At 38.5% G+C, this 23198-nt stretch carries 23 protein-coding genes; 2 read left to right on the top strand and 21 right to left on the bottom strand.

Annotated elements, in window-relative coordinates:
* Nucleotides 1–35 precede the first annotated feature (35 nt).
* The 3 genes from BUA76_RS01195 to kdsA all read right to left on the bottom strand — a co-directional run bounded on the left by BUA76_RS01195 (nt 36) and on the right by kdsA (nt 3795).
* On the bottom strand, nt 36–509 hold the full coding sequence (locus BUA76_RS01195) for a DUF3347 domain-containing protein (RefSeq protein WP_072882838.1): 474 nt from the start codon (nt 507–509) through the stop codon (nt 36–38).
* Nucleotides 510–649: 140 nt separating this feature from the next.
* The gene (locus BUA76_RS01200) at nt 650–2869 is read right to left on the bottom strand and encodes a TonB-dependent receptor plug domain-containing protein (protein WP_072882841.1); all 2220 of its coding nucleotides are present in this window, start codon (nt 2867–2869) and stop codon (nt 650–652) included.
* 116 nt (nt 2870–2985) lie between these two features.
* Nucleotides 2986–3795, bottom strand: coding sequence for a 3-deoxy-8-phosphooctulonate synthase (gene kdsA / locus BUA76_RS01205; protein WP_072882843.1), 810 nt, complete (start codon nt 3793–3795; stop codon nt 2986–2988).
* Nucleotides 3796–4181: 386 nt separating this feature from the next.
* On the opposite strand from kdsA, the gene BUA76_RS01210 reads away from it, so the two are divergent.
* Complete coding sequence (locus BUA76_RS01210) at nt 4182–4691, top strand: pyridoxamine 5'-phosphate oxidase family protein (RefSeq protein WP_072882845.1); 510 nt, start codon at nt 4182–4184, stop codon at nt 4689–4691.
* A gap of 486 nt (nt 4692–5177) precedes the next feature.
* Here the strand turns inward: BUA76_RS01210 and BUA76_RS01215 are convergent, their stop codons facing one another.
* The 16 genes from BUA76_RS01215 to BUA76_RS01285 all read right to left on the bottom strand — a co-directional run bounded on the left by BUA76_RS01215 (nt 5178) and on the right by BUA76_RS01285 (nt 18686).
* A complete protein-coding gene (locus tag BUA76_RS01215; RefSeq protein ID WP_072882847.1) occupies nt 5178–5834 on the bottom strand; it encodes a DUF6766 family protein in 657 nt (218 codons plus the stop codon).
* A gap of 7 nt (nt 5835–5841) precedes the next feature.
* On the bottom strand, nt 5842–7368 hold the full coding sequence (locus tag BUA76_RS01220; protein ID WP_072882849.1) for an FAD-dependent oxidoreductase: 1527 nt from the start codon (nt 7366–7368) through the stop codon (nt 5842–5844).
* Nucleotides 7369–7389: 21 nt separating this feature from the next.
* A complete protein-coding gene (locus tag BUA76_RS19155) occupies nt 7390–7557 on the bottom strand; it encodes a hypothetical protein (protein WP_178337290.1) in 168 nt (55 codons plus the stop codon).
* 21 nt (nt 7558–7578) lie between these two features.
* Entirely contained in the window at nt 7579–8331 is a 753-nt protein-coding gene (locus BUA76_RS01225) for an SDR family oxidoreductase (protein ID WP_072882851.1), read from the bottom strand.
* 6 nt (nt 8332–8337) lie between these two features.
* Nucleotides 8338–9135 carry an SDR family NAD(P)-dependent oxidoreductase gene (locus tag BUA76_RS01230; RefSeq protein ID WP_072882853.1) on the bottom strand — a complete coding sequence of 266 codons (798 nt, stop codon included), beginning with the start codon at nt 9133–9135 and terminating at the stop codon, nt 8338–8340.
* 5 nt (nt 9136–9140) lie between these two features.
* Nucleotides 9141–9641 (bottom strand): CinA family protein, encoded by a 501-nt coding sequence (locus BUA76_RS01235; protein ID WP_072882856.1) that lies wholly within the window; start codon nt 9639–9641, stop codon nt 9141–9143.
* Between the two features lie 35 nt (nt 9642–9676).
* A complete protein-coding gene (locus BUA76_RS01240) occupies nt 9677–10855 on the bottom strand; it encodes a zinc-dependent alcohol dehydrogenase (RefSeq protein WP_072882859.1) in 1179 nt (392 codons plus the stop codon).
* A gap of 35 nt (nt 10856–10890) precedes the next feature.
* The gene (locus tag BUA76_RS01245) at nt 10891–13032 is read right to left on the bottom strand and encodes a catalase (RefSeq protein ID WP_072882862.1); all 2142 of its coding nucleotides are present in this window, start codon (nt 13030–13032) and stop codon (nt 10891–10893) included.
* Between the two features lie 129 nt (nt 13033–13161).
* Nucleotides 13162–13794, bottom strand: coding sequence for a ferritin-like domain-containing protein (locus BUA76_RS01250; protein ID WP_072882865.1), 633 nt, complete (start codon nt 13792–13794; stop codon nt 13162–13164).
* 76 nt (nt 13795–13870) lie between these two features.
* The gene (locus tag BUA76_RS01255; protein WP_072882868.1) at nt 13871–14725 is read right to left on the bottom strand and encodes a KGG domain-containing protein; all 855 of its coding nucleotides are present in this window, start codon (nt 14723–14725) and stop codon (nt 13871–13873) included.
* Nucleotides 14726–14944: 219 nt separating this feature from the next.
* The gene (locus BUA76_RS01260) at nt 14945–15559 is read right to left on the bottom strand and encodes a Crp/Fnr family transcriptional regulator (protein ID WP_228408434.1); all 615 of its coding nucleotides are present in this window, start codon (nt 15557–15559) and stop codon (nt 14945–14947) included.
* Between the two features lie 43 nt (nt 15560–15602).
* Nucleotides 15603–16199: a Crp/Fnr family transcriptional regulator gene (locus BUA76_RS01265; RefSeq protein WP_072882871.1), complete on the bottom strand. Its 597-nt coding sequence runs from the start codon at nt 16197–16199 to the stop codon at nt 15603–15605.
* A gap of 525 nt (nt 16200–16724) precedes the next feature.
* Nucleotides 16725–17321: a Crp/Fnr family transcriptional regulator gene (locus BUA76_RS01270; protein ID WP_072882874.1), complete on the bottom strand. Its 597-nt coding sequence runs from the start codon at nt 17319–17321 to the stop codon at nt 16725–16727.
* Nucleotides 17321–17698: a bacillithiol system redox-active protein YtxJ gene (ytxJ, locus tag BUA76_RS01275; RefSeq protein ID WP_072882876.1), complete on the bottom strand. Its 378-nt coding sequence runs from the start codon at nt 17696–17698 to the stop codon at nt 17321–17323. Before ytxJ ends, BUA76_RS01270 begins: the two co-directional genes overlap by 1 nt.
* Nucleotides 17695–18156, bottom strand: coding sequence for a DUF1569 domain-containing protein (locus BUA76_RS01280; RefSeq protein ID WP_228408435.1), 462 nt, complete (start codon nt 18154–18156; stop codon nt 17695–17697). The genes ytxJ and BUA76_RS01280 overlap by 4 nt, the downstream gene beginning before the upstream one ends.
* Complete coding sequence (locus BUA76_RS01285) at nt 18150–18686, bottom strand: YfiT family bacillithiol transferase (protein WP_072882878.1); 537 nt, start codon at nt 18684–18686, stop codon at nt 18150–18152. The genes BUA76_RS01280 and BUA76_RS01285 overlap by 7 nt, the downstream gene beginning before the upstream one ends.
* Before the next feature lie 155 nt (nt 18687–18841).
* Here BUA76_RS01285 and pncA point away from each other — a divergent pair, with 155 nt between their 5' ends.
* Nucleotides 18842–19447 (top strand): bifunctional nicotinamidase/pyrazinamidase, encoded by a 606-nt coding sequence (gene pncA, locus BUA76_RS01290; RefSeq protein WP_072882881.1) that lies wholly within the window; start codon nt 18842–18844, stop codon nt 19445–19447.
* 68 nt (nt 19448–19515) lie between these two features.
* Here the strand turns inward: pncA and BUA76_RS01295 are convergent, their stop codons facing one another.
* Together BUA76_RS01295 and gyrA are read right to left on the bottom strand one after the other, a co-directional pair.
* The gene (locus tag BUA76_RS01295; RefSeq protein WP_072882884.1) at nt 19516–20550 is read right to left on the bottom strand and encodes a tetratricopeptide repeat protein; all 1035 of its coding nucleotides are present in this window, start codon (nt 20548–20550) and stop codon (nt 19516–19518) included.
* Nucleotides 20551–20579: 29 nt separating this feature from the next.
* Complete coding sequence (gene gyrA, locus BUA76_RS01300; RefSeq protein WP_072882886.1) at nt 20580–23159, bottom strand: DNA gyrase subunit A; 2580 nt, start codon at nt 23157–23159, stop codon at nt 20580–20582.
* Nucleotides 23160–23198: the final 39 nt, after the last annotated feature.

A 23198-nucleotide genomic window follows, 5' to 3' on the forward strand; every position in this document is an offset into this window, starting at 1 on the left:
TACAGGAAAATTCACTGTTTATCTTAACTATTGCATTATTTAATCACCGACTTCACATTCCCGCAAGACAACATCGATTTTCCGTAATATGGATTAATGATCTTTGATTCATCGCTCAGCCAGCTTCCTTCAGCCATCGGGCAATACTGAACGTAAACCGGATTTTGAGATACTTTAAACTCTCTTGTTAAAGCGATCATGTGGTCAGATAATTGATAAAAAGACTTTCTCTGTACTGAAATATTTTTAGAAGCTGCGATTATTTTAGCATTTTCTTTAAGCGCATTTAATTCTTTTTCAGAAACAATTTTACTGTTGACACCTGAAGATGTTTTAATAAACTGGGATGCAGCTTTTGAAGCTTTTTCAGCATCATCGGAAGCAAGGGCAGATTTAATCGTAATATAATTTTGATAAAGAACAGAAACCTGAGCATTCTTTTTAGACTGCGCCGAAGCCGAAAGTATGGAAAATACAGCGAATACAGCTGTAATGATATATTTTTTCATTCCCTAAATGATAATTAATTGATGAACAAATATAAAAATATTTGTGGTACTGTTGTTATAAAATTTTGTAAGCTTGTTACAGAATTCAGAAAAAAAAGAACCTCTGAATATCAGAAGTTCTTGTATCTATAAAAATTTTATTATTTGATTCTAAATTCAAGCTTTACATTGAAAAACCTTCCGGTAAGGCGTACCGGAACCGGATACATAAAATTGGTATTGGCATCTGTTATCCATTGATTGGCCACCGTATTTCTGATATTAAAAGCATTAAATACCTGAACTCCCAGCGTCAATTCTTCAAAATTTTCCCAGAATCCGTAGGTATTTTTCTTTTCTTTAGGATCAATAAATGCATAGGAAAGTCCAAGGTCTACCCTTTTGTAGGATGGTAATGTTTTTTGATACTGATAAGGATCGGTAAGAATCGGTGCTCCTGTTGGAAGCCCCATTGCGTAAACCAGCGTTAAATTAACACGCATTGCAGGAAATCTTGGCATATAATCCTGATAGAACATCGCAAACCTGAATCGCTGGTCCGTCGGCCTCGGGATATCACCCTTTCCGTCTATATTTTCATATACCCTTGCATAGCTTGCAGACAGCCATGAATCTACACCCGGAACAAATTCTCCGAAAAGCCTTGTATCAATTCCGTAGGAATATCCTGAAGCATTATTTTTACCAGTATACCGTATTCTTACGTTGTCCATATAATAAGGAATCAGGTTATTCATTTTTTTATAGTACAGCTCTGTTGTCAGCTTAAATGGCCTGTCGTACATATAAAACTCATAATCATTAGCCAAAATAGCCTGTATGGATCGTTGTGACTGTATAGAAGAATTGAAGTTGCCTTCAAGATCTTTAATTTCCTTGTAGAAAGGTGCCTGATAATAAACTCCTCCCGAAAGCCTGAACAACATATCCGTATCCCAATCCGGCTTGATGGCAAATTGCGCTCTCGGTGAAAATATGGTTTCATTATTAAAACTCCAGTGGGCAACTCTTGCTCCGGCATTTACAAATACTTTATTGCTTCCCCAGAAAAATTTCTGGGAATATTGTGCGTACGCAGACATTCTTGTAGGCTGAATGTGGTTTCTCCCCGCAATATGGTACATGAGATTTAAGTCGCCTGCATTTCTGGGATCAATAAATGCTTCATGGGGAAGGCTGTATCCTGCAGAGTCTACAAGCCTCCATTCATTGGTAAAATCTTTAAGATTTTCTTTTTCATATTTGAACCCTACTTCAACATCCGTATTCACGTTTGGTGAGAAGCGTGTCCGGAATTGTGCGCCGTATGTTTTTACAAAAAGATCATTTCGTGCATGCTCAATCTGGCCCCCTGCATCATATGATGTAACCGGATCTCCGGTCACCGGGTCAAAAGTCTGCAAAACATACGCCGAAGCAATACTGTAATATTCTCTTTCACGGTTTTGATAAGCAAATGCATCAAGGGTAAAGCGCCATTTATCCGAAGGCTTAAAATTCAATGATGCGGTTCCCATCATATTTTTATACTTATCATCTTCCCGGCCTCCATAAGCAACATTCAGCTTCAAAGGCTGCTGCAGGCTTCCAAAATCCACTTCCCTTTCTTTGGGGATCATTTCATAATCATTGTTAGAATAGAATCCGATAAAGGACAATGTTAATTTCGGGCTGAAGTGATAATTGAGATACGTCTGAAAATCCATATACTTCGGATTAAAGTCCGTATCTTCTTTTAACGTATTAAGAACAAGATTGGTATTCCGGTATCGGCCTGAAAATAAAGCCGTTAACTTTCGGTTACCTTCCTTATCCTTTCCTGCGGCAAAACCAGTGGTAAGTCTTCCGCCGATTAAGCTTCCTTCTCCTGAAACCTCGAATTTTTCCGGCTCACGGTAGTAAATATTTAATGCCGAAGACATTTTGTCACCGTATCGGGGTTCAAAACCGCCTGCAGAGAAATTCACTGTAGAAACCATATCGGGATTGATAATACTCAATCCTTCCTGCTGAGAATTTCTGATCAGGAATGGTCTGTAAATTTCAATATCATTGATATAGATAAGATTTTCATCATAGTTTCCGCCACGAACCATATACTGTGAAGAAAGTTCCGTATTGGAGTTTACCGAAGGTAACGTTTTAATAATTCCCTCAATACCTCCGGAAATACTCGCAACATTCTGAGCATCTTTGGCCGAAATTTTCACAGTGGTAAGATCATTGGTTTTTCCTGTCACCTTTTTCTGAAATACCACTTCTTCAATATTCGCGGTTTTCATGGTATCCTTCTTTTTTCTTACCTGGGAGAATACTAATGCAGGAACCATAAGGCTCAATGGTAAAACTAGTTTTTTCAAAAGAAATGTTTTAAAATTTCAAACGTGAATATATAAATTTTATTTTAACTTATTTATACTTTGTTAACATTTATTAAGATCGCTTTAAATGTTACTTCAATAAGATAAAATACCGATTAAAGTATTGCTTCTCTTACTCTGGTGAGCTTTTGGAGCAGATCCTCCAACAGATCAAGTCTCAGCATATTCGCACCATCAGATAAAGCGGTTTCCGGTGTAGGATGTGTTTCGATGAAAATTCCGTCTGCGCCTACCGCGATACCGGCTTTTGCAACGGTCTCAATAAGATCCGGCCTTCCTCCCGTAACCCCTGAGCTCTGGTTAGGCTGTTGTAGAGAATGGGTAACATCCAGGATCACAGGAGCATAGTTTCTCATCGTAGGAATTCCTCTGTAATCAACGATAAGATCAGTATATCCGAATGAATTTCCTCTTTCAATAATTGCCACTTTCCGGTTATCGGAATCGGTAATTTTCTGAACTGCAAATTTCATGGATTCCGGGGAAAGGAACTGCCCTTTCTTCAGGGTTACACATTTTCCTGTTTGCGCGGCAGCCACTAAAAGATCGGTCTGACGAACCAGAAACGCTGGTATCTGCAGTACATCGACATACTGAGCTGCCAATGCAGCATGATCGTTTTCATGAATATCGGTCGTCGTCGGGATATTAAAAGTCTCTCCTACTTTTTTAAGAATTTCCAAAGATTTTTCTTCCCCGATTGTCGTGAAAGAATCCACCCTGCTGCGGTTGGCTTTTTTAAAGCTTCCTTTAAAAATATACGGAATATTGTATTTATTGGTGAGCTCCACTACTTTTTCGGCAATTTTAAGTGCCATATCTTCGCCTTCAATAATACAAGGGCCTGCAATAAGAAAAAAGTTTTTGGAATCTTTGTGATGAATATTATCTAAGTATTGAATCATTTTCTTTAAAATTAAAAGTTCAGTAAAAATACTGAGAAAGTTTCAGAATCAGAAATAATTATATCAAATACTGGAACTCCTTCCGGTTTATAAAAATGCCCGAATCTCTTTCGATTAAAACCTGCGCAACTTTTGATCAAAATCTAAGCATCTTTTAGATAAAACCTTGGCAGGCTTTTATAACAATTTTGCTTCCTTTTCTACAGTCTGAAATTATTCCTAAATAAATTAATGCTTTAAAGCTAAATATTTTAAGTTTTTTATAGAAAAAGGGATTGTTTGCAAGTGATGTATTGTTTATAATTTTGAACCGGGACGTTATTATGGTCGGATTTTTGAATAGTAAAGAGTAATTTTTATTTATCAAATCACTAAAATATAAAATTATGTCAACAGAAAATCTTACCCACCAGGACGCTATTAAAAAAATCAAAGATTTATCCGAAAGTGCAAAAATCTGTATGTTTTGTACGGAGCTGGAGACCCTGCCTATTAATTCAAGGCCGATGACACTTCAGGAAACGGACGATGAAGGAAACCTTTGGTTCATTAGCAGCGATACGAGCAATAAGAATTTTGAAATTAAAGATGATAAAAGAGTTCAGCTGTTCTTTATGAACAACGGAGATTACCAGTATCTTTCGGTTTTTGGGGATGCTACCATTTACAAAGACCGCTCAACCATTGAAGATAAATGGTCTCCAATGGCAAAAGCATGGTTCGAGGATGGAAAAGATGATCCTAATGTTTCCATTATTCGTGTAGAGCCTACCGAATCATATTACTGGGATACTAAAGTAGGTAAACTTGTAAGTCTTGTTAATTTTGTAACTGCAGCCGTTACCGGAAATACCACTGACAATTCTGACGGCGTGGAAGGTAAAGCAAAAATTTAAAGATCTTCAGATAAAGAATTGATAGGCTGTCCGAAAAGTTTGGGCAGTCTTTTTTTTCTGCCGGACATGAACAAAGTAATCTTGATGCTCCCTAGGAGCAATATCTGTGTAGCAGAAAGTAATAGGATAATCGCAAGCACGCCGTAGGTGTGCTATTATAAAATAGAACTCCTATGGAGTTCCGTTTATTACAAGCAACTGATAAAGTTCTACACAGATATTGCTCCTCCCGAGCAAATTAAAATATACTTCATCACTCTTTATGCTGTAAAATTATTATTAAAAAAAACTCAAAAGCGGCTGTCCGAGAGTTTGGACAGTCTTTTTTTTCTGCCGGACATGAACAAAGTAATCTTGATGCTCCGTAGGAGCAAGTTAAAATATACTTCATCACTCTTTATGCTGTAAAATTATTATTAAAAAAAACTCAAAAGCGGCTGTCCGAGAGTTTGGACAGCCGCTTTTTTATGCTATAAACTCAAAGGTCTAAGGGGTTTCATCATGCGGCATATCTACCGGTTTGGATTCCGGGGAACCTTTTTCCCGAAGCCATATCGACAGAATAACCAGAGAGGCCACAGCCAGAAACTCACTTTGCCAGTTCTGGAAAGATTCAAACCAAAAACGAGATTCGGTGATATATTCTATTGCAGTAATGGTAGGCTTTTCTTTTGAGATCTGTTCTTCATTATAATCTTTAAGACTTCCGTAGAAATGAAGCGAAAAACTAATGATAAACAAGATGGCAAAAGCTAACGACAGAGAATGCTTATAAATCTTCAGCCACACTCCGCCTTTTTTAACCGGCCATGGAGCATTAGCATGAGGAACAGGTTCATTATCAACATCTTCCTCTTCATCCAGTGATTTTGATTCACTTGAGCCTTTCTGACGAAGTGAAACCGTTAAGACAACATAGAGCATCATCTGTAAAAATTCGCTTTCCCAGTTTTCAAAAGTAGCCTGAATAAAATGTCCGCTGTGAATATATTGTCCAATTGTGAGTGCCTGATCTCCATGTTCTACAAGTTCTTTATTTTCTGTTTTCCACCCTGTAAAAAATTGTGCAGCGAGGCAGAAAACCATAAAGATAATCAAAACAATACTTAAACTGTTTCGATATAAAAACCCTTTTTTAGACATAACCTTATTATTGATTTTCTGAATCTGTATCTACTCTCGGAAGATCTCTCACGGTAGGTCCGGTAAGAAGCTTTCCATTAACGTTAAATCTTGAACCGTGACACGGACAGTCCCAACTGAGTTCCGCACTGTTCCAGCGGACTTCACATTTGGCGTGAGGACAAGTGCTTTTTACGAGATGTACCTTTCCATTCGTTTCTTTGTATAAAGCATATGATTCACCTTCATATTTCACAACCTTTGCTTCACCATCTTTTACTTCAGCAAGCGAATTGATCTTTTCTGCAAAAAGCTTGTCTTTAATAAAATCATAAGCCACTACTGCATTTTCTTTTACAAAATCGGCAAAGCCTGCAATAGGTTTTATTCTGGAAGGGTTAAAGATATTTTCATATTTACTGTTTCCCGTAACGATAAGATCTGATAAAATCTGTGAAGAAATGGTTCCGAATATCATCCCGTTTCCTCTGAATCCGGTGGCGGTAAAAATTCTTCCGCTGCTTCCCGGAAGCTTTCCTATGTAGGGAAACCCATCGGTTGGTTCATAATATTGACTGGACCAGCTGTAATAAGCCGTTTCCACATCAAAATATTTTCTGACATAATTTTCTAAGCGTGAAAAACATTCGCCTGTATCTTCTTCGTGTCCGGTTTTATGGTCTTCTCCTCCGGCGATAAGAAGCGTTTGCCCGTCAATTTCCTGGGTTCTGTAATAATGGTAAGGATCGATAAGGTCATATCCCAGATCTTTAGGATAGTTGCCGCTTTTTAGGCTGAACGCAATCGCATAGCTTCTGTAAGGTGCATTGGTAATATGAAGAATACTCAATCCGGGTGGAATATGGGTTGCATAAACCACATTTTTAGCTTTAATTTCTCCTTTGGATGTTTCTAAACTAACATGATTTTCCTGTTCATCATGGCCTTCACAACGGCAGTCTTCCTGGATAACTCCGCCCAAACTGAGGAATGCTTCACAAAGTCCTTTAATATATTTTATGGGATGAAACTGCGCCTGATCAGGTATCGTTACTGCTTTTTTAAATGGTATCGGAAAAGGAATTTCATCAACGTAATTCATGGTATGACCTACCTTTGCTGCACCTTCCACAATATCGGTAAGCTGTTTCTCCTGTTTTTCGTCTAGAGCAAATAAATAGGCTGTCTTTCTCTGGAAATCACAGTTGATTCCATATTGCTGTATATTGTTTTCGATGATGCTGATGGCTTCCTGGCCCGTATCTGCAAACAATTGAGCATGGTCCTGCCCGAAATCGCTAATGGCCTGGTTAAAGGTCGTATCAAAAAAATCATTAAGGTGTGCGGTGGTTCCGCCGGTTGTTCCGAAACCGATATTGGCAGCTTCCAGAAGAATGCATCTCTTTCCTGCCTGCTGCAGCTTTAAGGCAGTAGAAATGCCGGTAATCCCTCCACCCACAACTGCGACATCGTAGAACTGATGAAGGTCGGCTTCCGAGGAAAATCTCCTGATTTCTTCCTGCCATATACTTTTTCTTGCCCCGTCTCTGTACATGACTTAGAATTTTGGTTAAACTTACTTGATCTGCAGTGTATCATTTTCAGATGTACTGCCATTGTTTTTGTTGGTGCCGGAATTTTTTCCGTCATACTTGTTTTTAGGTTCGTCTTCGTCAAAATCACATTTGCATGATGATAAGGCGAAAAGACTTATGATTCCCAGCAATAGAGCAGTCGTTTTCATGTTTTATATGTTTGTTTTTAATTATCCGTTCACGACAATACCGCCGTTAGGATGAAGTACCTGTCCGGTAATCTGCGCTGCATCATCACTTGCCAGGAAAAGGAAGCTGGTTGCCACTTCTTCCGGTGTTGCGTTTCTTTCGAAAGGCGGCTTGTTCGGATCGTCTTCTTCTTCTCCGAAAGTTTCTTTGGTTAATGGTGTTGCTACCGGTCCCGGTGCTACGGCGTTGACGCGGATGCCTTTTGATTTTGACTGTAACGCTAAAGAACGGGTAAAAGAAACAATTGCTCCCTTTGTAGCCGAGTAGTCCAGCAGCTCTTCATGTCCCTGATACGCTACCGCCGATGTTGTATTGATGATAGAGCTTCCCTGTTTCAAGTGAGGAAAAACAAGTTTTGTCAAAAGGATCATTCCTATAATATTGGAATTAAAAGTGGTTCTGATGTTTTCTTCCTCAAGATCAACAATATTGTAACAAGGAAACTGTGTTCCCGCATTATTGACGAGAATATCAATTCCTCCGAATTCAGAAACTACTTTTTGGGTGGTCTCTTCACAGAATTTATAATCATTGACATCTCCCTTAAAGACAGAAGCTTTTCTTCCGAGGCTTTCAATTTCCGATTTTACTTCCTCTGCATCTTTATCGTCTGAATAATAAATAATGGCAATATCTGCTCCTTCTTTTGCAAAAAGCAAAGCTACTGCCTTACCGATTCCGCTGTCTGCTCCTGTGATCAGTACTTTCTTATTTTCTAATTTCAAATTTGCCATAATCGTTTATTTTTCATTTACCGGTTTTTGCATTTCTCCCATTCTGTGTGCAGCCATGCTGTCTGTTGCAATATTGGACATGGCTACGGTGAGTTTATTTTTTAATCCTGAAACTACTTTGTCATCACCATTCATTAAGGCATTAAAACCGTCAATAGCTACCTCTTCCGGTGATGAAAGGTTGTCTTTATCTTCCAGGATCTTACTTTCGTTCATACCTGCTTTATTGAAGAAGTCCGTGTCTGTAGGTCCCGGCAATAGTGCTGTTACCGTAATTCCCGTATCTTTCAATTCTTCTCTGATGGCTTCTGACCATGACAAAATAAATGCTTTCGTTCCGTGATACACCGAATGCCACGGACCGGGGGCTTTACTTGCAATGGAGGCAAGATTCAGGATTTTCCCGGAACCTTTTGGTAAACGGTCTTTTACAAACATTTTGGTCAGGATAAGCACGGAAACGATATTAAGATTAACAATATCAACTTCCCGGTGCAGATCCGTATCCTGAAATTTTCCATAAACGCCTTGTCCGGCATCATTTACCAGAATTGAAGGACTGATTCCGTTTAGCTTTAATTCAGAATATAAAGAGTAAGCATCTTCTTCGATAAAGAGATTTTTAGCAATGGTAATGACATTAATTCCAAAGCTTTTGAATTCATCTGCTTTCGCTTTCAGCTCGTCATGATTGCGGGCCACCATTACGAGATCGTATCCATTTTTGGCAAACTGTTTTGCAAGCTCATAACCGATCCCGCTGGTTGCTCCCGTAACCAGCACATATTCATTTTTTTTGTTCATACCTCTTACTTTAGGATTAGTAACTGATTGATCTCACTTTTAAAGCATCCTAAAATAAATTCAGTATAATAAAGCTGGGCATTTAATGCCTGGGTTTTAGGATGGAGCTCCAGTTTTTTAGTTAAAACAATTTCTCCTTTGTAAGAAAATGAAAAGAATGCAAAAATTTTGTACGAAGAATTGCGTATTGGTGTACAATACCCCGTTGTTGCGATCGACCAGTCTGATTCGAAAAGCTTTGCCACATTGAGGGCCATTGTTTCCGCTATATTTTCTGACACGCAGTCGCATTCTTCCGCTTCGTGTGCATCAACTCCCAATAGCCGTACTTTTTCCTGTAATGTATAGGAAGTCAGTCCGCCTTTGTAAAACATTGATGCGTTAGGCATTTGAGAAAAAGCAAGCTGTAAACAGCCTGAGGTAACGCTTTCTGCAACCGAAATCGTTTCATCTGTCGTCATTAAAGACTGGCTGATATACTCCAGAAGATTTTTTTGAAATTCCATAATTCTAATATTTAGTGTGTTAGTGTGTAATTTTTTTAAAGACCAGAAGCCTTCCACGGATCAAGGACAACTTTTACGCATCCATCCTGTTTCTTATCGAAGATTTCGTATCCTTTTGAAACCTCTTCAAGGGAAAGCCGATGGGTAATAATGTCATCCAGTTGTACCCTTCCGGTCTGCACGTGATCCATTAATTCATCAATAATTGCGTGAACGTTGCACTGGCCTGCTTTTATAGTAATACCTTTATCAAAAATCTGTCCAAGTTTGAAATTATCATAATTTACCGGATAAACTCCTAAAATTGAAACAATTCCTCCTCTTCTTACTGCGCTCATGCAAGCTTCCAGAACCTTGATTGAACCCTTTTCAAAGTTGATCACCGCTTTTGCCCGATCCAGTAGATTTCTGTCCGGTTCGAAGCCTACTGCCTCAATACAGAGATCCGCACCCCTGCCGTCTGTCATGTCACGTATCTGATCAATCACATCCTGTCCATCTTCCCATAAAATAGTATCACAGCCCGTAAGATTTTTAATCTGATCCAGCCTGTATTGCTGGGTATCCACAACAATTACTTTTTTTGCATTATGCAGGATCGCGGACTTTGCCGACATAGAACCTACTGGTCCTGCACCGAAAATTGCCACTGTCTCACCTCCTTTCAATTCTCCCCACATGACTCCTGTGTAGCCTGTGGGGAAAATATCAGTAAGGAAGAGAACCTGCTCATCAGTAAGATGATCCGGAACCTTTCTGGGACCAAAATGGGCGTAAGGAACTCTTACATATTGTGCCTGTCCGCCATCATAGCCTCCGTATAAATCCGAATATCCGAAAAGCGCACCGCCTTTGTCGGTAACAATTCCTCCTTCCGGACCATAGTGTTCAGGGTTACTGTGTTCACAGGCTGTAGGGAGATCATGCTGGCAGAAGTAACAGCTGCCACAGGAAATCGGGAAGGGAACAACCACTCTGTCTCCTACTTTAAGGTTGGTAATATGCTGTCCTACTTCTTCTACAATTCCCATGAATTCATGTCCCATTACCATTGGTCTTGCCTGGGGAATTCCTCCGGAATACATATGAAGATCACTTCCGCAGATAGCCGTTGACGTGACTTTCAGAATAACATCTCTTGAATCTTTGATAATCGGATCGTCGACCGTATCACATTTAATGACACCCGGTCCGTGAATAACTGCTGCTTTCATAATCTTAATATTTAGTGTGGTGTGAAGGTGATTAGTTATTTTCTGGCGTTTCTTTCTATTTCAAGATCCCAGACTCTGTGATTTGCAATTGCTGTAATAAATTTGTCTGCAGGATTTTCATCTTCCGCAATAACAATAGCAGGATCAATATGATCTTTCATGCTTACATTGCTGTTCATATATAACGGCTCTGTTCCTTCTCCAAAGTAAATAGCTTTACAATGTTTGTAGGCTTCGTTGATATAATTCAGCGCATGCTGTTTGTTTTCCGGAGTCAGTAATTCTTTTGTAGAATTTTCTCCTGCCGCAATATAAAGCGCATCAAAAGAAACGCTGGAATTACTTGTTAAAGAATGTTTCGGAATAAGTGACGAGCCGTCATTTACCTTTACGGGAGCCATACTTGTTCCGATGATCTCCACTACTGCATTTTCTGCTTCCAACTCGGCTTTTAAATCATTAATGGCCGCTGCATCTGCGCCGTCTCCCATAATAAATCCGATCTTTCTGCCCATAATGGTATCCTTAACGGTATTCTGCATGCTTAGTGCTTCTGAAATTTTGGTTTCAGGTTCTCTTTCTTCGCTTTGTAACGTTGAAGGATCTGCATCTGCAGGGATACTTTGATTCGGAAATTTGAGTTCTTTTACTTCTACGCCCACTTTAGCGGCAACTTTTGAAGCAAGCTCTTTATTAATGAAGGCAAGCTGGCTTACCATTCTCTCTCTGATTGCAGGGATGGTTACTTTTGAAAGTTCAAAGATCAATGCATTCTGCAAGTGCATTTTTTCCGGCTGTGACTGACTGTTGTAGAATAATTTGGCTTGTGAATAATGATCTACAAAGCTCTTGCTTCTTTCTCTTACTTTAGCTCCTGAAACTCTTGCTTCCTGGGAAACAAAGCCTCCTTCTTTCATCATTGCCTGGAAAGGACATCCACCACCGATAGAATTCGGTTCGTAGCTTACTTTGCCTTTAGCAATCTGCTGACGCATGTAACCGTCTCGCTGGTTATTATGAACAACATTTACGGATCTGTTGATCGGAATTTCGTGGAAATTCGGGCCACCTAATCTGATAAGCTGTGTATCGGTATAAGAAAACAGTCTTCCCTGAAGGAGCGGATCATTGGTGAAATCGATTCCGGGAACAATATGTCCTGGATGGAAAGCAATCTGTTCCGTTTCAGCGAAAAAGTTTTCCGGGTTTTTATTTAATGTTAATGTTCCGATAAGCTGAACAGGAACTTCTTCTTCAGGAACAATCTTGGTAGGATCGAGAAGGTCAAAATCATATTTAAATTCGTCTTCTTCAGGAATCAGCTGTACGCCGAAATCCCATTCCGGGAACAGGCCGTTTTCAATAGATTCCCAAAGATCTCTTTTGTGGAAATCCGGATCTACTCCTGAGATTCTCTGTGCTTCGTCCCAGGCAACGGAATGTACTCCTAATTTCGGTTTAAAATGGAATTTTACAAAATGAGCTTTACCTTCATCGTTAATCAATTTGAAGGAGTGTACCCCAAATCCTTCCATCATCCTATAACTTCTTGGGATAGACCTGTCGCTCATAAGCCACATAATCATGTGCATACTTTCAGGCATTAAAGAGATAAAATCCCAGAAAGTATCATGTGCAGACTGCGCCTGCGGTATTTCGTTGTGAGGTTCCGGTTTTACCGCATGTACAAGATCCGGGAATTTAATGGCATCCTGAATGAAAAATACCGGAATATTATTGGCAACAAGATCATAATTTCCCTCGTCTGTATAAAATTTTACGGCAAAACCTCTTACATCTCTTGCGAGATCCGTACTTCCTCTGTTTCCGGCAACGGTAGAAAATCTTACGAAAACTGGAGTTTCTTTACCTACTTCGGACAAGAAGTTGGCTCTGGTATATTCTGCAAGACTTTTGGTAAGCTTAAATACGCCGTGCGCACCGGATCCGCGGGCATGAACCACCCTTTCAGGAATTCTTTCATGGTCGAAGTGTGTAATTTTTTCTCTTAAAATGAAATCTTCAAGCAAAGTAGGTCCTCTGTCTCCTGCTTTCAGAGAATCCTGATTGTTATTGATTTTCAATCCCTGATTGGTCGTAAGTTTTTCATTTTCATTGGAAGTCATGTGATCTTCCAGTTGGTTTAGTTTTTCGTTGGTCGGTTGGTTGTCTTTCATAATTCTTTATATTTGGTGTGGTATTTTTAGTTTAAAACTATTTAGAAATCATAAAATTTAATCATTTAATATTTTTAAATTTGAAAAAAGCCATGCAGAAAAGCTCGACATGGCTTTATATTGTAGATTTTAGTCTTCCTGTTCTGCATCAAAATTGATGAAGGTTTCGGCGATTTCCGTTAGTTCGTAATCGGTATCTTCTTCTTCCTGGAGTGTTTTTTCGAGAAGATCTGCTGCTTTATCATGTCCCATCGTGATGGCAAGCTGTGCGAGTCCGCCATAGGTTGCAATCTCATAATGCTCAACTTTTTGTGCAGCGATTATTAAGGCAGCATCCCGTGTCATGGAACCTTCTTCTGTGGATTTGATGATTTCTTCACCTTCTTCGATGATTCCTTTAATGGCCTTGCATTCTTTTTTCTCCGGGGTTTCATTGATCAGTTTGAAAACTTTTTCAAGTCTGCTTACGTGTTTCCGAGTAAGCAGCTGGTGATCTTCAAAAGCTTCTTTCAGCTCGTCGGTGGTGGCTGCTTCCTGCATTTTTCCTAATGCTTCAATGATGGCGTTTTCTGCATAATAAACATCTTTCAATGCGGAAACAAAGAATTTATGTAATGGAGAACTCTGCATTTCATTTTGATCTACCGTAGCATTATCTACCGAAGCTGTTTTTTTTGATGAAGTTGATCCTGTATTGGATGTTGATGATGTCTCAGTACCAGTAGTACTGTTGTCTTTATTATCTAATGTTTTTGTTGCCATAATGTGAATGTGGTGTTTGGTTTTTTAAAAGATTACCCCTTTACAAAATAATAAAGAGGTAATCATGGAAAAAGAATTATGAATTATTACGTCTGCCTCCAAATCCGGATCTGCCCGAACCTGAAGATCTTCCGCCGCCGTGAGAAGCCTGTCCGCCCATACGAGCGATTCTCGTACGTTCTGCCTTACTCATTGAAGCGAAACCTCTTCTTGATGATCCTGAGCCTGATCCTGAATTAGAACCTCGACCTGAACCGCTGTTATTTCCTGATCTTGAGCCGCCTCTGCCGCTTCCGGATCCTGAACCTGATCTTCCTGAATTGGAGTTAGAGCCAGATCCTGATCCTCCACGAGAGCCGCCTCTTCCACCTCCGTGAGAAGCTTCACCGCCCATACGAGCGATTCTTGTACGTTCAGCCTTACTCATAGAAGCAAAGCCTCTTCTTGAAGTTCCGTTACCTGATGAGGATGACCTGCCTCTTCCTCCTGATCCGGATCCTCCTGAATTTCTTCCTCTTCCGGATGATCCTGAGCCTGAACCCGAGCCGCGACCTGATCCTCCACGGGAACCGCCTCTACCACCTCCGGAAGTAAATCTTCCCTGGCTGTCTCTCTGCTGGTTTCCGTTTCCTGATCTTCCTCTGCCTCTTCCTCTATTATCATCATCTTCATCGTCATCGTAGTCTTCATCATCATCATCATCATCATCATCATAGTCTTCATCATCGTAATCTTCGTCGTCATAGTCTTCATCATCATAATCTTCATCATCTTCTTCAAAATAATCTTCATATTCTGAGAAGTCATCATCATACTCTTCGTCCTGTGATGCATCGTTATAACCGTGGTCATACCCTAATTGATAAATTTCTTCGAGATTGCTTGATGAATCTGAGTTTCCTCTACGATTTCTTGAATTTCTAGTGTTCATAACTGAATTTTTTATATTAATATTATAGTGATGGTATTGCCGGCCGTGACTAGTATTAGACGGCAATGAGTTTTTGGTTAATTTGCATGAACATGTAAGCTGAAAACAGCTTAAACGTACCTCCTGCAAGGAGGCTTTAAGAAATATGGATGAATTAATTAACTCAAATGTACGTTAGAATATTTCACCAAATTATGACTCAAATCATGTTGGAAGGCATTAATATAAAATTTTTCGTTCTTTTATGGTAAGTTTACCCTGTTTTTCCATTTTTTTCAGGGTTCTGATGACCGTTTCAACGCGAAGTCCGGTAAGATTGGCGATTTGCTGTCTGGTAAGTTCTACAGGAAAACATTTTTCGCAATCACCATCGTGGTAACTTTTAAGATAATCAAGTAATCCTTCCAGGCGGATAACAGGATTTTGTGAAGACATGTTTTGCAACATGATGGCTTTGAAATATAATCGCTGCGACAAGCAGGCATTCATTTCAAGGGAAACTTCGGGATTGTTTTTAAGTAGATCGAGAAAATTATTCTTGGAAAGCCTTATGATCTCTGCTTCAGCAATACAAACGGCATTCATCACATAGAAATTTTCAACGAAAATCATTGCATCTCCGAAGCTTTGCTTTTCACCGACGATGTTATGGATGAATTCTTTTCCTTCTTCGTTATAACTGTTCAGTTTAACCTTCCCTTTAACAATCTGGTAATAATAAGCTGCATGGTCACCTTCTCTGTATATAATCTCATTATGCCTGTATAATTTTATTTCGGCACCGTATGAAAAAAGGAGTTCAGGCTCGATATTCATGCAGCTGACTGTTTTCATTCTTGAAGTTTTTAGACCTGATTAAATTTAAAAAAAATTAGATTTAATACAAAATTTTCCTGTCTTTAATCTTTACAATCTTATCCCTCTCCATTACTTTAATAGTTCTGATTGCGGTTTCTACACAAAGGCCGGTAAGGCTTGCCATCTGCTGTCTGGTGAGCGGTATCATGAAAGAGTAAGGTGATTGATTTTCCTGGAAACTTTTTAGGTAATCCATTAATACTTTAAGTTTGGCTGTCGGATTTTGAGAGGAAAGATTCTGTGCCATAATCAGCTTGAAATAAAGCTTTTGAGAGAGTGTTTTATTCATTTCGAATGAAATCTCAGGATACAGCTTTATCAACTCAAGAAAAACTGTTTTGGGAAGTCTCTGAACAGAGCATTTTGTAATGGCTACAGCATTTACAGGATATAGTTTATCAATAAAAAGCAATGATTCTCCTATACTCTGGCCTTCTTCCAAAAGGGTCTGTATGATCTCTTTCCCGTCGTCGCTGTAATTATTAAGTTTTGCCTGACCTGATATGATCTGATAATAATATTTGGGTACGTCCCCTTCGTTAAAAATAACTTCCCCAGGCTGGTAATGCCTTATGATTGCACCTACTGAATGCAGAACTTCTTCTTTAATAACCATGTTAGCTGTTTTTAAATGTTAAATAGTAAGCATTCCTAGTAAATATTGGTTAGTTCGTATTATATGAATGCAAATTTTGAACCTTATTGCATTTTATTTAATCAATATAATTTATTAATGTTTAAACTTTAATTTTAATTTCTATTTTGGAATAAAAATAAGTTATCTGCTAATATTTTAATTATTTGATATTATTGAATTCAATATTTGATATATATCTAAAAAAAGCCGTCCACTAATAAACGGTTGAATTTTTATCAGATATGTCAAATCAGCTGTTTTTATAACAGCTGGAATAAAAATTATAGATGGTTACTGTTAAAGTACTTTACAGTTTATAGAATTCTGTTTGTAATCATCAGTGTGTACTGATGAGATGTATGCATTTTGGAATTTTGTAAATTTCATAATATTAAATTTGTGGTGTGTATTTAAATTTAGGAATATTTTATTAGAAAAAACATGATCCTGGTCATAAAAAATGACCAATAGCTAACTATGGTCAATTTCAATATTTTAGGAATTCTATTTGCTATCTGGAACAAAATTCTTTCTTGCAAGTTCTTTTCTTACACGGCTAAGGCTTTCGGGAGTAATTCCCAGGTAAGAAGCAATCATCCACTGCGGGACTCTCATCAAAAGATCCGGATACATTTTTATGAATTTCATGTAGCGTTCTTCAGCGGTTTCTCCCAGTAAGGAATTGATTCTATCCTGAAGGCTTTTTATATGTTTCTGGAGAAGAATATCACTTTTTTCCAGGCTGTTGGGAAATTCGCCGATGAGTTTGTTAATGAAATCAGGATGAAGAAGCAAAACTTCAGAATCTTCTACTGCTTCTATATAATAAACGGACTTTTCATTGAAATAAAGGCTGCTGCGGTCTGAAATAAGCCAGCTCTCCGGAGCAAACTGAATAATATGTTCTTTACCGTTTTTATCGATAGAATACATTTTAAGAAGCCCTTTTTCAACAAAATAAATGTATCTGCATATTTCGCCGTATTGTAAAAGAAACTGGTTTTTAGGTATTTTCTTTACTTCATAATGCAGACTGCACAGATTCACTTTTTCTAAGGGAACGTCCAGAACTTTGGATAAATAATTATTGATATTCTTCATTATAGGATTTGGTCTGCCGATATATGTTGATGTGAAGCATTGCTGATTACTATTCCGTTTTCAATCACCAGTAACTGGGGACTTTCATGTCTTACCTCAAGATCCGATGCGATTTTATTAGACAGATCTCGGTGAGCGAGCAAATCCAAAAAATACAATTCCGGTTTTTGTTCTGCGTTTTCTATTTCTTTTTCAAAATTCCTTAAGACCGTTTTACTGATAAAACAGCTTGTAGAATGTTTGAAGATGGCAATCTTTTGGGTAAAAGAGTGTTCGATTGCTTTTTTAAGGTCGTCTTCAGATTCTATATATTTCCACAGCTGATTCTTTTCAGAATCTTCTTCTCTTCCACCGAATATTTTGTCAAAAAAACTCATACATTAAATTGTTTTAAATGATGATGAAGATGCTTATATTCCAGAAATCCCCAATCTTTTTCTTTCATTAACCCGAAAAGAACATGGCGTTCCGGAAGATTATTATTCCTGTAATATGTTCTGTATTCTTCTAGCGTTTTCAGGAGGTTTTCCTTTTCTTCTTCAAAATCACATTCAAAATTAATAATAAGTTTTTGAAAAGTAGGCATATTCCTGGGAATTCCGTTATTAAAAACCTGAATCTCCCATTTGGTAATCTTTCCGATTGCCGCAAACAAAATGTTAATTTCCGGAAGTTTTATTTTCCCGAGCGGAACCTGAAGGACATGATTACAGTGTCTCATCATCTGGCAGACATTCATTTTGCCCCACACTGCAGGAGAATTTTTGTTCAGAAGATGAATTCTGGTTATGATTTCTTCAAAACATTCAGGGTTGTGAAGACTTTTTTTTACCACCCTTTTTCTTTCTTGAGGTTTTCGATATGAGCAAAGTGATGGTTGCAATGCCATGCGTACAAGGCAAGGCAATGTCTTAGATCATAGTTTTTGTGATGTTCCGGATGATGAAAGGTTCTTTCAAATTGTTTGTTGGTCATGCTTTTTAGTAAAGTTGTCCATCTTTGGTGTGTTCCTCTGATCATCCTCATGGCTGGTTTTACAGGCATATTCAGACTGTCCTGAAGCTCGGCCCATTTCGCTTCTTCGTAAGGTTTTATGGTAGGATTTTCTTCTGTAAGTGTCAGTTTGAATCGGATGAAGCTGTTGATATGGCTGTCTGCAATATGATTTACCAGCTGTCTTACAGTCCAGCCGCCTTGTCTATATTGAGTGTCAAGCTGATCATCGGAGAAGTCTTCAATCAGATTTTTTAATTTTCCGGGGAAATCTTTGATGACTTTTATGTATTCGTCGAGAGTACGATCACAAATATTTTCAGGTACTTTAAAGGTGCCTATGGGGAACTTTTTTTGTTCTATATCATTCATTTTTTTATTGAGATTTAATTGTATTAATCACCTGGCTAATCCTGAAATCCCGGACTGTGAAGATTTCATAAATGTCTATTTGTCCGATAAGTCTGCTTTGGATAATTATTTGCTGTTGTTTTTGTAAATTTATCAAAAATTCGAGAATTTTAAATATGAAAAAAGCGTTAATAATCGTAGACGTACAGAATGATTTTTGTGAAGGCGGCGCACTGGCAGTTCCGGGAGCCAATGAGGTCATTCCGTACATCAATGCTCTGATGGAAGAAAATGAATATGATCAGATTGTTTTGACCCAGGACTGGCATCCTGCTAATCATAAAAGTTTTGCCAGCAATAATGGCAGAAAAGTTGGTGAAAGTATTATTTTAAATGGTGTTCCGCAGTTCATGTGGCCGGATCACTGTATTCAGGGAACTTTTGGTGCAGAATTTCATAAAGATCTCAACAGGGACAAAGTTACCCATATTATTCAGAAAGGAAAAAATGTTGAGATTGACAGCTATAGCGGTTTTCAGGATAATAATCATTTTATGAAAACGGGGCTTGATGACTTTTTAAAATATCATGATATTCAGCTTCTCGAGATTGTTGGCCTCGCCATGGATTACTGTGTAAAATATACATGCACTGATGCAGTAGACAACGGATATGTTACCTGCCTTCATTTTAACGGTACAAGAGCTGTAAACGTAAAGCCCGATAACGGCAGAGATGCAATCTATGACATGATTCAGAAGGGAGTAACGGTTCTTGGGTAATTGAGATATTATTCAATTTTGATTTAAGATAAAAAAAACCGAAACGATGTCGTTTCGGTTTTTTCTATTTATTTTGGCTGTTTTGCCATAAGTTCAGCTTCCTTAGCTTTCATCTCATTGGCTTTAGCTGTATTTCTTGTTGTGTTGTAGACATCTTTCATGGTCTGAACTGCTGTAAGATCATTAGGCATTGCCTGCAGCCATTTTTCTCCGTATGGTAATGCCTTGCTGAATCTGTCCTTTCTTGCTTCAATAAGCTTGGTCGCTTCGTCCGGTTTTGTTTTTCTCAATGCATTGATCTCATTCACTGCTTTTTCATCATCCCCAATTACGGCATATACGAGATTCTGGTAAGCATTTCCAAAGTCCGGCTTCAATTCAATAGCTTTCTGTAATGACGTGATAGCCTCGTTTACCGTTGCCGGGTTTTTAGACTGAAGAACTCCTAAGTTATACCAGTTGGTAGCATCATTAGGATTTTTAGCCAGCTGATCTTTCAGATTCTGCATAAACTGATCTGTCTTTCCTGATGCATACAATGCACTTCCTTGATATTCTTTTAATTTAGCATTATTAGGAAACTTTGCCAAACCTTTCTCAATGATAGCCAATGCTTCATCATTTTTCTTGTCATTCAGCAGAATGGTTGCTAAAGTTTCATAAAGATCAGACTCTACACTTGGTGATTGTTGTGTTTTGAAATCAGAATAATCTTTAGAAGCTGTTTTCTTTAATATCTCCCATGTTTTCTGATCATAAGTTGATACCTGCCCTGTTTTATTATCTTTTGCAGTATAGGTTGTTTCAACTCCGGTGTAGCCAGAGTTGATAAGATCAGTATATATTTTTGTAGCCTGCGGATAATCATTTGCCAAAGCATAATTAAGACCCGCATAATACATATATACTTTATTGTCCTGTCCATTTGATTTAAGTAAGTTGTAAACTTCCATAAACTTAGGAGCCGCTACAGCATAGTTTTTAGCATTATATGCATCCATTGCTGTTTTGTTAGCTTCTTGCAGCTGAGCGTTCACATCTCCTTTTTGTCCGAAAACAAAAGCTGATGCTACGATAGCCATCCCTAAAATTAGCTTTTTCATAATCACTATTTTATATTAATTATACAATTTTATTCTTCCGAATCAGAATTCTCATTGCCCTCTGCATTATGATCTGCCTGCGGAGCTTCTGTATCGTTTTCGTGGTTATCAGCTGCTGTTCCTTCTATTTCTTCGTTTTCTTCTGCGTCTTCTACATCTTTGTCCATTTCTACTTTTGCAATGGCGGCAATTTCATCATTTTTCTTAAGATTAATCAAACGTACCCCCTGGGTATTTCTTCCCATTACTCTCATTTCATCCATTCCCATTCTGATGGCCACTCCGGATTTATTGATGATCATTAACCCGTCTTCATCCGTTACATTCTGGATGGCAATCAAATTTCCTGTTTTCTCAGTAATATTAAGGGTGATCACTCCTTTTCCTCCTCTGTTGGTAATTCTGTAATCTTCTACGGCAGTTCTTTTTCCGTATCCTTTTTCAGATACTACCAGAACGGTTTCTTTTTCTACGTCATTTACTACAATCATTCCGATTACTTCATCATCATCATCCATTGCAATTCCGCGTACCCCGATAGATCCTCTTCCTACTTCTCTTACTTTCTCTTCCGGGAAACGGATACATTTGCCGTTTTTAGTAGCGATCATAATCTGGGAATTACCGTTGGTAAGATATGCACCCAATAACTGGTCGTTATCACGGATTTCAATGGCATTAACACCGTTTACTCTCGGTCTTGAATACGCTTCCAATGATGTTTTCTTAATAGTACCGTTTTTAGTAACCATTACTACGCTCATTTGGTTTACATATTCAGAATCTTTAAGGTTGTTGGTTCTGATGTAAGCTTTAATTTTATCATCCGGTTCGATGTTAATCAAATTCTGAACCGCTCTTCCTTTGGCTGTTTTGGAACCTTCAGGAATTTCGAATACTCTTAACCAGTAACATCTTCCTTTTTCTGTGAAGAACAGCATGTACTGGTGATTGGTTGCAGATACAATGTATTCAAGGAAATCCGAGTCTCTTGTCGTTGCGGCCTTGTTTCCTACACCTCCCCTGCTTTGAATTTTATATTCTGAAAGCGAAGTTCTTTTGATATATCCGGCATGGGAAATGGTAAGAACCACAGATTCGTTCGGGATAATATCTTCAATAGACATTTCACCTCCGGAATAATCAATTTCGGTTCTTCTTTCATCGCCATATTTTTCTTTAACTTCAATTAATTCATCTTTGATAATCTGGAATCTTCTTGCTTCATTGGCCAGGATGTCTTCAAGATCAGCAATTTCTTTCATGATCGCATCATATTCATCACGGATCTTATCAAGCTCCATTCCTGTAAGACGGGCAAGACGTAAATCAAGGATTGCCTGAGCCTGAATTTCAGAAAGTTCGAAAGCTTCGATTAATCCTTCTTTTGCAGCCTGCGGATTGGCAGAATGACGAATGATAGAAATGGCTCTGTCCAACGAATCCTGCGTTCCGATCACCTTCATGAAACCCTCCAGAATATGAGCTCTTTCTTTTGCTTTTCTAAGCTCAAATTGGGTTCTTCTTACAATAACTTCATGGCGGTGCTCCACAAAATGGTGGATGATATCTTTCAGATTCAGCTGCTCCGGTCTTCCGTGTACCAATGCAATATTGTTAACACTGAAAGAGGTCTGAAGTGAGGTATATTTATATAATAAATTTAAGACAACATTCGGAATTGCATCATTTTTTAATTCATAAACAATACGAAGTCCTCTTCTGTCTGATTCGTCTCTGATTTCGTAGATTCCAGGGATTTTTTCTTCCTTCACCAGTTCTGCCGTTCTGGCAATCATTTCGGCTTTGTTTACCTGATAAGGAACTTCATTTACTATGATCGCATTTCTGTTTCCTATCTCTTCAAAAGCAACTTTAGCACGAAGTACTACTCTTCCTCTCCCGGTGTGGAATGCATCCCTTACTCCGTCGTATCCATAAATGATACCTCCCGTAGGAAAATCCGGAGCAATAATATGCTGCATCAGTTCATCAATAGTGATCTCCCTGTTATCAATGTAAGCGCATATAGCATCTACCGATTCCGATAAATTGTGTGGTGCCATATTGGTGGCCATCCCTACAGCAATACCGGAAGTTCCGTTTACTAAAAGATTGGGGATTTTAGAAGGTAAAACCGTCGGTTCCTGTAAACTGTCGTCAAAGTTATTCTGGAAATCAACCGTTTCTTTGTCCAGGTCTGAAAGTACTTCATCAGAAATCTTTTTTAATCTTGCTTCGGTATAACGCATTGCTGCCGGCGGATCACCATCCATTGAACCGAAGTTACCCTGCCCGTCTACCTGAGGATAACGAAGGCTCCAATCCTGAGCCATCCTTACCATGGCATCGTATACAGAAGAATCTCCGTGAGGGTGATATTTACCTAAAACGTCTCCAACAATTCTAGCAGATTTTAAATATTTTCTATTAGAAAAAACCCCTAATCCATACATACCGTAAAGTACTCTTCTATGAACGGGTTTCAAACCGTCTCTCACGTCAGGTAACGCCCTTGAAACGATAACAGACATCGAATAATCGATATAAGACGACTTCATTTCATCAACAATATTGATGGGAATCAGTCTTTCTCCTTCTTTTTGCATAAACAAATTTTATTATAATGACAGTCAGACCCTTAGCTG

Origin of the sequence: Chryseobacterium takakiae, from assembly GCF_900129385.1 — a bacterium.
Taxonomy (GTDB): Bacteria; Bacteroidota; Bacteroidia; order Flavobacteriales; family Weeksellaceae; genus Chryseobacterium; species Chryseobacterium takakiae.

Bases quoted from the DNA above. Each gene is read 5' to 3' on its own strand.
- ytxJ (WP_072882876.1), bottom strand. From the start codon at position 17,698: ATGAGTTTTTTTGACAAAATATTCGGTGGAAGAGAAGAAGATTCTGAA.
- BUA76_RS01295 (WP_072882884.1), bottom strand. From the start codon at position 20,550: ATGAAAAAGCTAATTTTAGGGATGGCTATCGTAGCATCAGCTTTTGTT.
- BUA76_RS01195 (WP_072882838.1), bottom strand. From the start codon at position 509: ATGAAAAAATATATCATTACAGCTGTATTCGCTGTATTTTCCATACTT.
- BUA76_RS01235 (WP_072882856.1), bottom strand. From the start codon at position 9,641: ATGGAATTTCAAAAAAATCTTCTGGAGTATATCAGCCAGTCTTTAATG.
- BUA76_RS01245 (WP_072882862.1), bottom strand. From the start codon at position 13,032: ATGAAAGACAACCAACCGACCAACGAAAAACTAAACCAACTGGAAGAT.
- kdsA (WP_072882843.1), bottom strand. From the start codon at position 3,795: ATGATTCAATACTTAGATAATATTCATCACAAAGATTCCAAAAACTTT.
- BUA76_RS01240 (WP_072882859.1), bottom strand. From the start codon at position 10,855: ATGAAAGCAGCAGTTATTCACGGACCGGGTGTCATTAAATGTGATACG.
- BUA76_RS01210 (WP_072882845.1), top strand. From the start codon at position 4,182: ATGTCAACAGAAAATCTTACCCACCAGGACGCTATTAAAAAAATCAAA.
- BUA76_RS01270 (WP_072882874.1), bottom strand. From the start codon at position 17,321: ATGAAGAATATCAATAATTATTTATCCAAAGTTCTGGACGTTCCCTTA.
- BUA76_RS01225 (WP_072882851.1), bottom strand. From the start codon at position 8,331: ATGGCAAATTTGAAATTAGAAAATAAGAAAGTACTGATCACAGGAGCA.
- pncA (WP_072882881.1), top strand. From the start codon at position 18,842: ATGAAAAAAGCGTTAATAATCGTAGACGTACAGAATGATTTTTGTGAA.
- BUA76_RS01255 (WP_072882868.1), bottom strand. From the start codon at position 14,725: ATGAACACTAGAAATTCAAGAAATCGTAGAGGAAACTCAGATTCATCA.
- BUA76_RS01285 (WP_072882878.1), bottom strand. From the start codon at position 18,686: ATGAATGATATAGAACAAAAAAAGTTCCCCATAGGCACCTTTAAAGTA.
- BUA76_RS01215 (WP_072882847.1), bottom strand. From the start codon at position 5,834: ATGTCTAAAAAAGGGTTTTTATATCGAAACAGTTTAAGTATTGTTTTG.
- BUA76_RS01220 (WP_072882849.1), bottom strand. From the start codon at position 7,368: ATGTACAGAGACGGGGCAAGAAAAAGTATATGGCAGGAAGAAATCAGG.
- BUA76_RS01265 (WP_072882871.1), bottom strand. From the start codon at position 16,199: ATGGTTATTAAAGAAGAAGTTCTGCATTCAGTAGGTGCAATCATAAGG.
- BUA76_RS01230 (WP_072882853.1), bottom strand. From the start codon at position 9,135: ATGAACAAAAAAAATGAATATGTGCTGGTTACGGGAGCAACCAGCGGG.
- gyrA (WP_072882886.1), bottom strand. From the start codon at position 23,159: ATGCAAAAAGAAGGAGAAAGACTGATTCCCATCAATATTGTTGATGAA.
- BUA76_RS01260 (WP_228408434.1), bottom strand. From the start codon at position 15,559: ATGAAAACAGTCAGCTGCATGAATATCGAGCCTGAACTCCTTTTTTCA.
- BUA76_RS19155 (WP_178337290.1), bottom strand. From the start codon at position 7,557: ATGAAAACGACTGCTCTATTGCTGGGAATCATAAGTCTTTTCGCCTTA.
- BUA76_RS01250 (WP_072882865.1), bottom strand. From the start codon at position 13,794: ATGGCAACAAAAACATTAGATAATAAAGACAACAGTACTACTGGTACT.